Genomic DNA, 13454 nt, shown 5'->3' on the forward strand with positions numbered 1-13454 from the left:
CTATTCTCCTCTCTTATAATAGGAAGGTGTGTAGGCAGGAGCATCATAGAACTCTTTTAATGTGTCATCAAGTAATAGAAGAGATATAGAAACTCCTGCCATTTCAAGAGACGTACAATATGATCCAATAATGGAATCATGAATAATAATTTCTCTGTCTTCTAAAAGTTGTGTAACCTTTCTATTGACGATGTTTAGCTCCAGGTCCGTCGTTGCTCCTGTTCCATTGATTAGGACTATTACCTCATTATCCTTCTTTAACTGTAGTTCTGCTATTAGTGGTGTAAGCATTTCTTCTACTATTTCATCTGCTAAAGCCATATTTTTTGTTTCAATACCTGGTTCTCCATGGATACCCATTCCAAATTCATACTCATTTTCATCAATCGAAAAATTGGGAGAACTGCCAGGCAGTGAGCATGGTGCTAATGCAATACTTAATGTCCGTGTAGCTCTATTCGCCTTTTCCGCTAATGTTGTAACTTCTTCTAAAGAATAGCCTTTTTCGCTAGCTGCACCTACTATTTTTAAAACAAGCAAGACACCAGCAACACCACGTCTTTCTGCTATATTTGCAATGGGAGCAGATGCGATATCATCCGTAACAAGGGTGATACTCACCTTAATACCTTCCTCAGCAGCCATTTCTGCTGCAATGCCAAAATTCATCGTGTCACCCGCATAATTAATAACGAGACAAAGTATACCATCATCATTTTTTAATGAGCGCAAAACCGTAAGAATTGTTAGAGGATCTGGAGAGGTAAAGACATTTCCAAGCGCAGCTCCGCTTGCCATACCTTCCCCAACAAGACCAAGGAAAGAGGGCTCATGCCCACTTCCTCCTCCAGTAACAATTCTTACTCCTTGCTTAGGTATGTTTTTGCGGATAATTCCATTAACACCCTCTACTCTTTGTAAAGTGGATTGATTAGCTTTCATAAACCCTTCTAGACTTTCACTTACTACCATTGTTGGATCATTGATGAGTTTTTTCATGGCTATATTCTCCTTCCTTTCTAATACCAAAGAAATCAAGATATCTTGTTAAACTGATAGCGATTACAAATGAACATGCACCAAGTACTAGGTTCCATGTTAGTAAACTGATAAGAAAGAAGACAATGCTTAGGAGAAGAAAGAAAAAGAATATAATTACTTTTCCTTTCATGAAATGGCCCTCCCATTAGATGAATTTTCTACATCGATTCCTAATTCCTTCTTAAATTGTTCTTCTTCCTTTTTCATTCCTTTAAAATAGAAGACAGACAGAATAATAGTAGAAATGAATAATACAATACCGACAGGAGTTAATTGTGAAAATTCAGCAACAATATATCTAAGTTCTGAAATATCCATCCCAAACCAAGCTAGCATTTGGTTGTCAGGAGCACTTACTCCACCTGTTGATTGAGCTAATCTAGTAAAATGTGGTGCAAAATAAGAGGCTACATATAGCTGCATTGGAATACCAACAATGGTGCCTATCGCCATTTTTACTAGATTGCCATTTGTAAGGAAGAATAAAGGTACAACTAGACAAATATTCATAAGTCCACCGAAAGGAAGTACTAGATTCCCAGGAAGTATTAAAGAATAGAGCAATACAATCGGAATCGTTAAAATCATGATAAGCCAGTGTTCAGAACGTCCTGCCATGATTGGCCAATCTAATCCTATTGTAAACGTTCGGTTTTTAAATCTATTTTTCATAAAATCAGTCGCCGATTCACTAATAGGTGTTAGTGCTGTTGTAAATAGCTTTGCCACTAGTGGAAATAGAGTCAATGCAGCACCTGATTGAACGCCAAGTGTTAAAGTTGCCTTGAAATCATACCCACCGAATAATCCAATAAGGCATCCAATTAGAAATCCCATGATATGATTTTCACCAAAAGCACCAATTTTCTCACGTACTTTTTGTGCATCGAAATTAACCGTAGAAGGAATAATTTTATCCATTAGTTTTACAAAAGGATACAGCCAGATGCCAGTGAGAAACATAGGATGTGGCATGGATACACCTGGAATATTAGTTAATCTTTGAAGTCGATATCTAGTATAGTCTGCATTCTTTAATTCAAGAATGGCTTGTATTGTAGCAAACAATAGACCCAACCAAACTAAACCAGATACATAGGATACTAGAAAAGCCGTACAGACTTTGTTCCCAACGTTCCACATATCTACATTGACACAATCGGTCCAGCGGAAAGAGAGCATTACTAAGTTAACAAGAATTTGAATGGGAAACATCAGAAAAGCAAATTCCCATGTCCAAGCTAAGCCAAGTGCAGGCGGCCATCCCATGTCCAATGCACCTAATTGAATCCCAGTATTTTCTACAAATGCCTTTGAAGCGGATCCTACATTATTAATCATAAAGTCAACAACTAGATTAATCCCTACTAACGCAACCCCTAGAGTAAGACCTGCGGAAAAAGCACGGCTAAATTTCATTCGAAAAATTAAGCCGATAATAATTAAAATAATCGATAAAAATACTGGTGCTCCCATATTTATTAAACCTTGGAATAATATTTTGATGTATTCCACTGACTTCCCCTCCATTTATCTTTTTATAATGAAAGTTTAGGTTAATTTTTTAGCACTTCTATTATCTTCTCTAATTCTGATTCAGCACCGATGCCTGTAAGAAAAGGAATCCCGCTAAAAACAGGTATATCATAGCCGCCTTCACGGACTTGAGTAATAGAAACATATATATCTGCACTTTTTAAGTAAGTAGAAAGGGAATTAATATTTATTGCTTCCACATTTACAGACTGACCGAACCCCCGTTGTTTCAATAAATTTTCCAGTTTAACAGCTACTGTTTGAGAGGTAGCAATTCCCCCTCCACAAGCTACAATAATCGTTTTTGTTTTCATCTTTTCATCTTCCCTTCCTTAATTAAATGACATTAGCGCCCTGTAGTATCGATTGAAGCAATTCATTCTGATTGATGGCATTTCTGATATTTTCCATACGGTCACGCTCTGAGAATAAACCAATTAACTGCTGTAGTGCCTGTAGGTGATTCTTTTCGTCATCAAGTGCAAGAACGAAAACAATTTCTACAGCAACCGTACGGCTGTGGTTACCCATTTCTAAAAAATCGATCGGTTTTTTTAATCTGCAGATTGTAATACATGATTTGAGTACATGCTTTGTATCTGTATGTGGAATGGCAACCTTAATAATTTCTGTCGGAAGACCGGTAGGAAAGGTCTCTTCTCTAGCAATAATTGCTTCTTTAAAACTATTTTTGACTAGATTATGTGTCTCTAATTTCCGTGCCATATTAGTTAATAATTCTTCTCTAGATTCTGCTTCTATATCAAAGAAGATTAAATCCTCCCTGAATAAGTCCATCAAAGCCACGAACTTACCTCCTTCATTCTTTTTTAACTAGGATAGATGATACAATTTTTAATTACTTTGCCTTGTGCATGTTCAATAATGGCTTTTTCTGTTTCTTCGATAGTGTATTCATTTTGAACAAAATCCTCTTCGTTAATCGCTTTCATTTTTAATAATTCAAATGCTGCTTTAACATGTATCGGAGTAGTGTGAAATACACTTTTTACCGTTATTTGTTCGTAATGAAATCTCGTACAGTCGAAGGTAACGGTTGTATCTTTTTTGGTTCCACCAAAACATAAAACTGTACCACCAGGACGAACCATATTAAATGACACTTCCCAAACAGATGGCAAACCAGCTGCTTCTATCGCAAAATCTACTCCACGTTTGTCTTCTGTCAAATTTATAACAGCCTCTACTTGATCTAACTCTGGTGTTATTTCTATTAATTCCTGAGCACCTAATTTTTCGGCTATTTTTAAGCGGTTTTTCTGGATGTCACACGCAATGACTCTGGCTCCACGCAAATAACTAAGTCGAATAAACATAAGACCAATTGGACCACAACCATTCACGACTACTGTATCTCCAAATTCAATGGGAATTTGTGAAGTACCGTAAACTGCACATGCTAATGGTTCCATTAATGCTGCTTGTTTATAAGACATATCATCCGGTAGTTTAAACATAGTTTCTTCTACTATGTTCTTAGGAATCAGTTGATATTCAGCATAGCTGCCAAGATTAGAAGGAAGATCCACACACATGGAATGCTGTCCCTTCTTGCAATAATAGCATTTATGGCATGGGGCCGTATTGTGAGCAACAACTCTGTCACCGATTTTAAAATTTCCCACTCCTTTGCCAACTGCATAGACTACTCCTGCTGCTTCATGCCCAATAAGATGTGGAGGGTCATAACGATAGCCACGCATATACATCTTGGCATCTGTTCCACATGTTAATGTCACGTGATTTTTCACCACCACTTCTCCATCCCCTGGCGTTGGTACTTCCTTTTCCTCTAATCTAATATCTTGAATACCATGATAGACAATTTGTTTCATTTTTATGAATCTCCTTTAAGGTTTTATAAGATTAATAACCTCTGCTTCATCGTTCGCATATAAAATAGACTGATAAATATGGTTATCAAGAAATAGTTTGTTCAAATGAAGCAATGTCGGTACATGTGAATTATTTCTTGATGGAGATAACGCAATAATGATATTGGCCCTATCTTTCTTATTGATCTTAATCGGTTCTTTGCAAATTAACATGCAAAAATCATTTCGAAGAGCCCCATCATAAGTAGGCGCATGAGGTAAATAGACTTCAGGACCTATTACCATATGCGAACCGTCCTTTCGGAATGAATTAATTGTATTTTTCACATAGGAATTTGTAACAGACTTTCTATTAAGTAGTGGTTGAAAGGATAATTCAACTGCTTCTTCCCAATTTATATTTTCATAGTTAAAAAGGATATTTTCCTTAGAGAAAGGGAATATAGGTGAAATAATTTCTTCTATTTTACTTTTCGTAAGCTTATAGGAATCATTCATGAATTCGGTTATGATCTGCTTTACAATCGGTAAATTTTTTTTCGGAATATATTTTGATAGATGATTCGTTAACTTACTCGATCTCAATTGAATATTTGTATCAATATATTGGTGAACCTCTCTCTCTAAAGAGATACAATTCGTCTTATTTAAAATTGGATTTGTTAAGAATACTTTTTTCTTTGTAATTAATTCGACCGTTGAAAAAATAAAATCAACGTCCTCTTCTACCTCGCTAAAGGTTCTTTCTGAGTAGGCGCCAATAAAGTGAACAAAAGGGAAATAATCTCTTAAACTAGCAAGCAGCATTTTTGATACAGAGACTCCATTTCGGCAAACTACAAGTGCTTTATAACTTGTATTAGTACCTTCATTCGATTGATAGACCCATGCTTGAAAATGCATCGCAATATAAATAATTTCATCGTCAGAAAACTGACTATTGGTAATATGCTCTAATGATCGTATTGATTTTTTTACAATCGCAAAGATAGACGGGTATTCTTTAATAAATTCTTCTGTTAAATTATTTTTGATAGAAAGAGAATACTTCGTTCTAAATATAGCAAGCTTCAGATGATGAATTAGTTTGTTTTTTAAGTCCTCCATTCCTATGGGATTAATAGCTAAGCTTTTTTCTACTTCTTTAAGAAAATCATGAATCGCATCCCCAATTTCATAATCTTGCAAAAAATCATAAGAGGTGTGTAGCATATTAGCAGATAGTATCTGTAACGCTAAATACCCTTTATCTTGTTCTGTAATAGTTGGTATATGCCAAAATTGTTCTTTGATAATCGTAAATTCTGAGGAATATACTAGATTACTTGGCTCTTCTATCTTTGATTTTGTTGCCGTTTGCATTCTTTTAATGAGCACTAGTAATAAGAAAGGAAGATGCTCCAGTTGTTCATCTGTGAATGAAACTCCTAGTCGTTTTTCTATCGTTAATAGTCGTTTTTTCATAAGAAATATTTCATTTTTATCTACTAGCTTCTTTTTGAATAGAATCAAGTTTCCTTTTACTGTTAAGATTTTTTTTAGACTGCTTACTAGTGTCTGGCGACAACGAGACTCCTCTCCAACTATTTGATACCCAGTCAAACGTGAATATTCTAATGTTAATGATTCCTTCAATACATTTTTCTTTACATTCTTTAAATCGTTAAGCATCGTATTTTTACTAACTTGTACAAAGCTTGCTAACTCTAATAAGGAAAATCCATCTTTACTTAATAAAAGTTTTATTGTGATTAGCTGTTCACGTAGTTCAGGCAGCAGATAATCATCAGATTGAAAGATATTTTCTTTCAGAAATAAATAGAGAGCCTCCTTTGTGCTTGGCGAAATCATTATTTCTCCACTACTGTTTATGCTGATTTTCGTTTCTTTAAATTCGGATAGTTTCCTATTAATTATCCGAATACACTCTTTAGTTTTATCCTGTGTTATTCCATTATCAGACTCTATATCCTCTAAACTTGTTTGGACATTTAACAATAAGTGCAAGATCATTCTTTCAGCTTCTGATTTCAAAATCCCCATCACCTCCTTTTCTCTACAACTTCATTATATCCAAGATGTATTAAAAAAAATGGACATTTCATCCCAACGTTAAAACGCTTACAAAAATAATTGGGATGAAGAAGGGAATGCTGTCCATAACACTAAGATGTAATTAGTTCCTCTAACATTCTGATAAACTATTGTCACTCGACATGAGCAGGACTCCCTTTATTATTTGAAATTGGTTTGACGCCCCTTATTATGAAGATTGGCGTTTTTTTCTGATACAACTCTACAAGTTCCATTTGCACACAGGTATAGTCTGGGGTTTAATAAGATCAATAAAAAAGAAGACAACAATAAACTGCTGTTCTTCTCTTTTACCAATATCCATAACAATCACCTACAAACTCGCCATAGACTAATTCAAGTATATAGAAAGTGTCTTCATTAAGGTAAACTGTTGAGTCTAATTTGTTGAAATCTGCTAATTCTAGTTTAACGTTTACATTGTGTCTTTATATGCAATAGATTCTCCTTCTATATGAATATTAGGAAGAACTCTATCTAACCACTTCAAAATATACCAAACTGCTTTTCCCATAAGATTCATAAAGCGCAACAACCAACCACACTCACATTATTCAGTTTCTATTTCAGTTTATCAAATTCACGCAATCTAATTCTCTATCAATCTTCGACAAATTTCGGGGCGTCACTGTGACCTAGAATCCATGGAGCAGGTGGAGATCATTAATGACAAAGTGGAAACGAATAAATAGGCATTTCTTTATACCAATTAGATAATCGTACATTCATTCCTATAATTCACTCTTACTTTAGTTAGAGTATAAAAAAACTGCATAAAAATAATACCTTATCTACATACAAAACGAAGAAAAATCTTTCAAAATTACTCCTCCCTCCACAAAAATCAGAAAATTACATAAATACCCACTATAATTGGTTTTCAATACGCGTTTTTTATAGATAATAGGAGAAAAGGAGGATAATAATAGTTAGCTAATAAATAGAGATGGCACCTTCAACTGTTTCTATCGATTTCATATATGACTACTTGCTCACTATTGCACATAGTTCGATTAATCTCTATCTAGTATGCTGACTCCTCTATCCACATCCAAGTTTAGGGGACATTCCTCCCTACTCCATGACAAAAAACAATCCACTTGAAAAGGAGCAATCAAATGAAAGAAATTCTTACGACGTACAAAGTGAATGAAAAAACAAATGCATTAAAACCAGCTTTTCAGCTAGACTATCAGACGATCGTATTAGAAGGAAAGCGAGAATTCTATGTGAAAAAAACACCATTAGAATTAATTAAACTAGCAGCAATCCGAGGAGGAGCTGACTATGATGGTCGTCGGACTTCCATGACTTTCTTGACAGGCATTCATAAGAAAATTCCGATTCCAATTAACCCACAAAAAAACATCTATGCTTTTCCAACTACCTCCCCAAGTCAAGCCCATTGTTGTTGGATATTCTTCCATCATGTCGACGAAATCAAACCATCAAAAGGAACCTATCGATCCATCGTTCAATTTAAAAACGGAAACGAAATAAAAATGAATGAAACCTTACATATATTAGAGAAACAAATGTATCGAACCTGGTTATGCAAGAAAGCGCTTGATGAGGACGTTTAGTTGATAAGGTCAACGGTCATTTATCCCTTAAACACTTCAATTAAAAATTTTCTTATCGAATATGTAAAAATATAGAATAATACACATTATAGTTTATGTTCATTCTTTTTACCTCTTTAGATAATGGGGAAAAAAGAGGGATAAAGAGTGTCTAATGAACTATATAAAAGCAATATTTACACAAAAGTACTAGGCAAACAAATACGAAATAGAAGAAAATGGAAGGATAAAAGCATTCAGCGACTTGCGGAAGATACCGGATTTAGTGTCAACCATATTAACAATATCGAACTAGGCAAATCCCAACCAGCCACAGGACTATTTCATGCTATTTGTGATGTCTTAGAGATTGATGCAACATCTTTTCTTAAAAAAGTGAGGGAAGAAGTGGAATTATTGATGCCAGAAGAACACTAACGGAAAATAGCAACTCATTTATTAATGAAACCACTACTATCTATACTAGGAATATAATCAATAAGAGAAAAAGCTTCTAGGGGCAGTATTATTGCCCCTAGAAGTTTTCAATATGCTAACTTTTTTTGGTTAATAATCCGAATACAGTCCTTCCCTGTGGCCCTACACCCACTGTTGATTGGGACTCTAGTGACTATGGCTCCTTTTCCTTTGCCCTTCTCAGAGAAAAAAATTAAGTTTTTTGTCTCTTCGTGGTGCCTGACATCTGTTTCTTTAACTTTAAACAGAATAACCTATTAGGAAACAATAGAACCGTCCCTCCGATTCCCTCACAAGCCCAACGTCCGCTTCAACTTCTCCTTCGCTCCTTTCCTCCACCATTTAACTGCTGAAGGAGAAACCTGTTCTTTCTTCGCAATCTCTTTAACTGTTAACTGTTCAATAAAGGTAAACATGACCCACTTTGTTTCTCCTTCGTTTAATTCATAACAAAGTCCTTTTATATAGTCCTCTTCTTCTCTGTATAAAATAGGGCTTTCCATTACTTCCCAAAACTCTTCACTTGGATAAGCACTTCTTTCCGCCTCTCTTGTGCGGCGCTTCAATTCATCGAGAAATCTGCCTTGCATATGCCGATATAAATGATTGCTATATTTGCCTTTTTCTTCATCAAATGTAGACATTGTTTCCCAAATACTGATTAACCCAATTTGAAAAAACTCTTGCTTATCTTTATAAATAGTCATCCTTTTCATCATATGATGGATCATCGGCGTAAACTCCTCGACTAATTGATCATACGTCTTTCCTTCCATTATCGGTTCCTTTTAGAAAAGCACTTTTCTTGTTATTCCTAGGTACCTTTACTTTATAGAAAGAAGATACATACTTCGATGGAAGGAAAAGAAAGTATCTAGCTTAAAAGAGGAAAGAAGCTTTAATAATAGATGTTAAACTTGAAGTTTGAGTGGGGGATACTTGATAAATAGTAATAATCTACTTTTATTGGATATTCTTCTTGAGAAAGATAATAGACTTTTCGCGGTGTCTGACACCTGAATTTATATTAATTAAAGGTTACGCTACAACAATACTTTTCCCGTTTCTGTGTCGGTGTCCCTTCATAATAATCTAGTAAAAAATTCACATTCATAAAACAAGGTACTGTCGAATCCTTCTTATAATATTGATAGCTACTCCAAGGATAGTATTCTGCCAGCTTTACCATCCTCGCCTCAACTGGGTTAAGGTGTATATAACGGCTAACTTCTAACATACCTTCTTTGTTCTCAATAATTTTGTCATAAAAACGTTTTTCAAAGACATGGCCAGTTAAACGGTATTTGGTGTTATAGTAATTGGCATAACGCTTATTGATTAGTGCCATTAGCTTTGAAATGGGTACTTCCCTAGAACGTAATTGTAAATGGAAATGATTGTTCATAAGGCAATAGGAGGCGATTTCAAAGGGGTACTTTTCGTAGAGTTGTGTTAGGATATGAAGAAATGCTTGAAAATCACTGGCATTCCGAAACAAAGGGTCACGTCGATTTCCTCTGGAAACAATATGATAAAATTGCTCTGGTGTATACACTCGTTTCTTATAGGGCATTATTTCTCCCTCGCAATCGTCATTTGTTTATTCTGCCCCCAGCGTCTTAAGGTCATCGCTTCCCAAATGGCTTGATCAGCTATTCTTTCTTCCCCTGCTAAATCAGAAATGGTCCTTGCGAGTCTGATAATTTTTATCTGAACACGGTTGCTCCAGTTTTGCTTAGAAGAAATTTGGGTGAGTGTCTTTTTCTGTTCTGTTGTCAAGGCACTCGTTTCCACCAAAATTTCAAACGGAACCTTCGCATTGGATACTTCTTGTTGATACCGTTCATACTGCCGCACGCGCGCTTTTTCCACTCTTTTACGAATATCATTAGAGGATTCTTGCGTCGTGGAGGGCCGATTAACATTTACTGACTGTAAGGATAAAAGGATATCCATTCGGTCATAGATAGGACCTGACAACCGATTTCGGTAGGCTTGAATTTGTTTTTGGGAACAGGTGCAATAATGCTGAAGAGAACCGAGGTATCCACATGGGCAAGGGTTCATAGCACCTATTAGGATAAAAGAAGCTGGATATGTCACAGTAGAATGCGCTCTGCTAATGGTTACTTCACCTGTTTCAAGTGGTTGACGGAGCATATCAAGCGTTTTTTTGGAGAATTCTGCAATCTCATCGAGAAAAAGAATCCCATGATGAGCCATCGAAATTTCACCTGGTCGCGGGTTCGACCCACCACCAATAATGGCGACAGCAGAAGCAGAATGATGTGGATGCCTGAAAGGAACAAATTGATTATGGATACGTTTTTCACGAGCAAGCTGATACAAACTCATCACTTCAAGCTGTGCTTGATTTGTTAATGAAGGTATGATGGAGGGAAAAGATTCAGCTAACAAGCTCTTTCCACAACCAGGAGGACCATTCATTAGTAAATTATGCTCACCAGCTGCAGCAATTTCTAATGCTCTTTTTGCTTTCTCATGTCCAATCACATGACAGAAATCCTTTTGATGAGTGTCAACATCTGGAGTTAGATGATTCTCTGAAGAAAAAGAAGGTTGAGACAACATGCTTTCTTGCCCTTCCAAATGCTGAACGACTTCCTCGATATGAGACACAACTATACATTCAATATCCTCTAGCATATGGAGTGGCAGCACCGAATCATAAGGTAAATACACTCGTTTGATCCCAAGTCCCCTTGCCGCAATAACAGCAGGTAGTATCCCTTCCCCACTCGCAACCGAACCATCAAGGGATAACGCCCCAATAAACGCCGTATCTATTGAAATCTCACGCTTCACCTCCCCCAGTTCCTTCAAAGCAGCAATAGCGATAGCCAGATCAAACAGTGAACCATTTTTCTTTTGATCAGGCGGAGATAGATTCACAACTACCTTCTTATCCGTCACATCCAAATCAAAATGAGCAATCGACGCCAACACCCTCTCTCGAGACTCCTTAACAGAAGCATCAGGCAACCCAACAATCACCATAGATTCCGTGTCCTGTGATATCCGCACCTCCACCTGCACACAATAGCCCTCCAAACCTTTCAAACCAATACTTGAAACTTTTGAAGTCATACAACTCCCTCCAAACTATTTATTTTTATAGTACGATGAATGAAAATTAACCGGGAAAGAAACAATTCAAGAAAGATTAAAATAGGAAGATAAATCAATCGAGGTTAATATAGAAGAAAATCTTTTTAGAACAAGAACAACTGAACAACTAACAGAGGGAAAGATATAATCTACCACTTCAATATTCTACAAAATAATCAAATTTCCTGCCAAAATGAAAATAAAAAGAAAGAAGAAAACATTACACTTGCTGTACTTCTTCTTTAACAATATCTATAACCATCACAAATAAAACGTCCGTGAAACTTTCCTGTGAAACAAGATTATTCGAGGCGTCACTGTGCACCATACATGAAGAAATTCAAGAAATGTTTCTATGATCATCTCCTCCTTTCCTAAACGGAAAAAAGCGCAACAACCAACCATCCTCACAACATTCAGTTGCTATTTCAGTTCGTCACATTCACACAATCTAATTCTCTATCAATCTTCGACAAATTTTGGGGCGTCACAGTGACCATAAGTTCATTCCTAGCGGATACAATTTTAGAGGTTTTACTTTATAAAAAAGGACAAAAACTTGACTCAATCTTTAGCATGACACATAGTTGAAAGCAATTGTTATAAGCTATATAATAAACGTATATAATGAAAAAGAGAAGTGCGCGAACACTTCTCTCTGCAACCTCTACCGTCAGGGTGTGGTTGTCAATTAAATATTATTTTGGTTGAGAACCACCCTTTTGCTTGCGACGGCGTAGGGTGGTTTTCTTGTTTTCTAATATGTTCTTCCGAAAGAAATAGGCGCTTATCTCACGCACAATCCCCTTCAGAACTTCACGAAGAAATTCAAGAAATGTTTCCATGATTATCACCTCCTTTCCTAAACGGAAAGAAGCACAACAACCAACCACCCTCACAATATTCAGTTGCTATTTCAGTTTATCACATTCACACAATCTAACTCTCTATCAATCTTCGACAAATTTCGGGCCGTCACTGTGACCAAGAGTTAAGAGATCTTCGAACTTTGGTTGAAGCACATTCACTACACACTGTTGTACGATACGGTCTTCTATTGTAGGAATCCCTAGAGGCCGTTTCTTGCCATCTTTCTTTGGAATGTATACTCTTTTTACGGGCTGTGCTTGATACGTTTTTGTTCGTAGTTTATTTAGAAGGGACTGGATATTCTCTTCTATTTTAGTTTCATAACTTTCTATTGTTTCTCCGTCTATTCCACCCACTCCTTTGTTCGCTTTTACTTGTTCAAAGCTTTGGGTCAATTTACGGTCAAACAATAGTTGTCCATATACACTGTGCAATTTGAATTTCCACTCTTGATTCATTGCGTATTCCAGGCCTTTCCTTGATGTACTTTCAAACGGTTTTACCGCGGTAACTTGCTTGTTGGCATTACATCTTGTTCCTGGCTTGGAGCCATAGGTCGTTCCTCTTCTGTTCACTCCATGTTATGGTCATGGAATTACTTCCATACTATGAGAACGTCTGACTTCTCCACCCGTTCTTCGCCACTTCGGAATAACCTTATAGACTAGAACCCTGCCTGTTTGGTAAGGTGGAGACCTCACGGGGTCATCGCACTTCCCTTCTGTGCATACCCTACACCATCACAAGATAAGTCACATTTTCTCGCTCTGACTTCTAAAGAAAATGCCTATTCAGTGGGCTTCCTCACTTTTCGAAAAGTCGCCAACTTATCCCGCCGCCGTGTTTCACACTTCTTGCATTAGGGTCTACTCATTCGCTTACGGTTCTC

At 36.5% G+C, this 13454-nt stretch carries 14 protein-coding genes; 2 read left to right on the plus strand and 12 right to left on the minus strand.

Annotation, left to right across the window (positions count from 1 at the left end; genetic code table 11):
* Genes NYE52_RS19825 through NYE52_RS19855 form a run of 7 tightly spaced genes read right to left on the minus strand, consistent with a single transcriptional unit; the run spans position 1 to position 6467 of the window.
* Positions 1 to 999 carry a dihydroxyacetone kinase subunit DhaK gene (locus tag NYE52_RS19825; protein ID WP_341194647.1) on the minus strand — a complete coding sequence of 333 codons (999 nt, stop codon included), beginning with the start codon at positions 997 to 999 and terminating at the stop codon, positions 1 to 3.
* A complete protein-coding gene (locus NYE52_RS19830; RefSeq protein WP_341194648.1) occupies positions 980 to 1171 on the minus strand; it encodes a hypothetical protein in 192 nt (63 codons plus the stop codon). Before NYE52_RS19830 ends, NYE52_RS19825 begins: the two co-directional genes overlap by 20 nt.
* The gene (locus NYE52_RS19835) at positions 1168 to 2556 is read right to left on the minus strand and encodes a PTS galactitol transporter subunit IIC (RefSeq protein WP_341194649.1); all 1389 of its coding nucleotides are present in this window, start codon (positions 2554 to 2556) and stop codon (positions 1168 to 1170) included. The genes NYE52_RS19830 and NYE52_RS19835 overlap by 4 nt, the downstream gene beginning before the upstream one ends.
* Positions 2557 to 2597: 41 nt before the next feature.
* Positions 2598 to 2891, minus strand: coding sequence for a PTS sugar transporter subunit IIB (locus tag NYE52_RS19840; protein ID WP_341194650.1), 294 nt, complete (start codon positions 2889 to 2891; stop codon positions 2598 to 2600).
* Between the two features lie 22 nt (positions 2892 to 2913).
* Complete coding sequence (locus tag NYE52_RS19845; RefSeq protein ID WP_341195247.1) at positions 2914 to 3375, minus strand: PTS sugar transporter subunit IIA; 462 nt, start codon at positions 3373 to 3375, stop codon at positions 2914 to 2916.
* Between the two features lie 32 nt (positions 3376 to 3407).
* Positions 3408 to 4433, minus strand: a complete 1026-nt coding sequence (locus NYE52_RS19850) for an alcohol dehydrogenase catalytic domain-containing protein (protein WP_341194651.1) — start codon at positions 4431 to 4433, stop codon at positions 3408 to 3410.
* Between the two features lie 15 nt (positions 4434 to 4448).
* Positions 4449 to 6467: a PRD domain-containing protein gene (locus tag NYE52_RS19855; protein ID WP_341194652.1), complete on the minus strand. Its 2019-nt coding sequence runs from the start codon at positions 6465 to 6467 to the stop codon at positions 4449 to 4451.
* 1178 nt (positions 6468 to 7645) lie between these two features.
* On the opposite strand from NYE52_RS19855, the gene NYE52_RS19860 reads away from it, so the two are divergent.
* Both NYE52_RS19860 and NYE52_RS19865 read left to right on the plus strand, forming a co-directional pair.
* Positions 7646 to 8110: a competence protein ComK gene (locus NYE52_RS19860; protein ID WP_341194653.1), complete on the plus strand. Its 465-nt coding sequence runs from the start codon at positions 7646 to 7648 to the stop codon at positions 8108 to 8110.
* Positions 8111 to 8257: 147 nt separating this feature from the next.
* Positions 8258 to 8527, plus strand: coding sequence for a helix-turn-helix domain-containing protein (locus NYE52_RS19865; protein WP_341194654.1), 270 nt, complete (start codon positions 8258 to 8260; stop codon positions 8525 to 8527).
* A gap of 329 nt (positions 8528 to 8856) precedes the next feature.
* On the opposite strand, the gene NYE52_RS19870 is transcribed toward NYE52_RS19865, so the two are convergent.
* The 5 genes from NYE52_RS19870 to NYE52_RS19890 all read right to left on the minus strand — a co-directional run bounded on the left by NYE52_RS19870 (position 8857) and on the right by NYE52_RS19890 (position 13023).
* Positions 8857 to 9342, minus strand: coding sequence for a sigma-70 family RNA polymerase sigma factor (locus tag NYE52_RS19870; RefSeq protein ID WP_169189322.1), 486 nt, complete (start codon positions 9340 to 9342; stop codon positions 8857 to 8859).
* A 251-nt stretch (positions 9343 to 9593) separates the two neighbouring features.
* Positions 9594 to 10139, minus strand: coding sequence for a transposase (locus NYE52_RS19875; RefSeq protein ID WP_341194655.1), 546 nt, complete (start codon positions 10137 to 10139; stop codon positions 9594 to 9596).
* On the minus strand, positions 10139 to 11674 hold the full coding sequence (locus NYE52_RS19880) for a YifB family Mg chelatase-like AAA ATPase (protein WP_341194656.1): 1536 nt from the start codon (positions 11672 to 11674) through the stop codon (positions 10139 to 10141). Before NYE52_RS19880 ends, NYE52_RS19875 begins: the two co-directional genes overlap by 1 nt.
* 719 nt (positions 11675 to 12393) lie before the next feature.
* Positions 12394 to 12540 carry a hypothetical protein gene (locus tag NYE52_RS19885; protein WP_235252859.1) on the minus strand — a complete coding sequence of 49 codons (147 nt, stop codon included), beginning with the start codon at positions 12538 to 12540 and terminating at the stop codon, positions 12394 to 12396.
* Positions 12541 to 12645: 105 nt separating this feature from the next.
* Positions 12646 to 13023, minus strand: coding sequence for a hypothetical protein (locus tag NYE52_RS19890; protein WP_341194657.1), 378 nt, complete (start codon positions 13021 to 13023; stop codon positions 12646 to 12648).
* Positions 13024 to 13454: the final 431 nt, after the last annotated feature.

The sequence above is a fragment of the Niallia sp. FSL W8-0635 genome, from assembly GCF_038007965.1.
Lineage (GTDB): Bacteria > Bacillota > Bacilli > Bacillales > Cytobacillaceae > Niallia.

What these genes read in the sequence shown, in the direction of transcription:
- NYE52_RS19825 (WP_341194647.1), bottom strand. Translation starts at nt 999, where the DNA reads ATGAAAAAACTCATCAATGATCCAACAATGGTAGTAAGTGAAAGTCTA.
- NYE52_RS19830 (WP_341194648.1), bottom strand. Translation starts at nt 1,171, where the DNA reads ATGAAAGGAAAAGTAATTATATTCTTTTTCTTTCTTCTCCTAAGCATT.
- NYE52_RS19840 (WP_341194650.1), bottom strand. Translation starts at nt 2,891, where the DNA reads ATGAAAACAAAAACGATTATTGTAGCTTGTGGAGGGGGAATTGCTACC.
- NYE52_RS19845 (WP_341195247.1), bottom strand. Translation starts at nt 3,375, where the DNA reads ATGGACTTATTCAGGGAGGATTTAATCTTCTTTGATATAGAAGCAGAA.
- NYE52_RS19850 (WP_341194651.1), bottom strand. Translation starts at nt 4,433, where the DNA reads ATGAAACAAATTGTCTATCATGGTATTCAAGATATTAGATTAGAGGAA.
- NYE52_RS19860 (WP_341194653.1), top strand. Translation starts at nt 7,646, where the DNA reads ATGAAAGAAATTCTTACGACGTACAAAGTGAATGAAAAAACAAATGCA.
- NYE52_RS19870 (WP_169189322.1), bottom strand. Translation starts at nt 9,342, where the DNA reads ATGGAAGGAAAGACGTATGATCAATTAGTCGAGGAGTTTACGCCGATG.
- NYE52_RS19875 (WP_341194655.1), bottom strand. Translation starts at nt 10,139, where the DNA reads ATGCCCTATAAGAAACGAGTGTATACACCAGAGCAATTTTATCATATT.
- NYE52_RS19880 (WP_341194656.1), bottom strand. Translation starts at nt 11,674, where the DNA reads ATGACTTCAAAAGTTTCAAGTATTGGTTTGAAAGGTTTGGAGGGCTAT.
- NYE52_RS19885 (WP_235252859.1), bottom strand. Translation starts at nt 12,540, where the DNA reads ATGGAAACATTTCTTGAATTTCTTCGTGAAGTTCTGAAGGGGATTGTG.
- NYE52_RS19890 (WP_341194657.1), bottom strand. Translation starts at nt 13,023, where the DNA reads ATGAATCAAGAGTGGAAATTCAAATTGCACAGTGTATATGGACAACTA.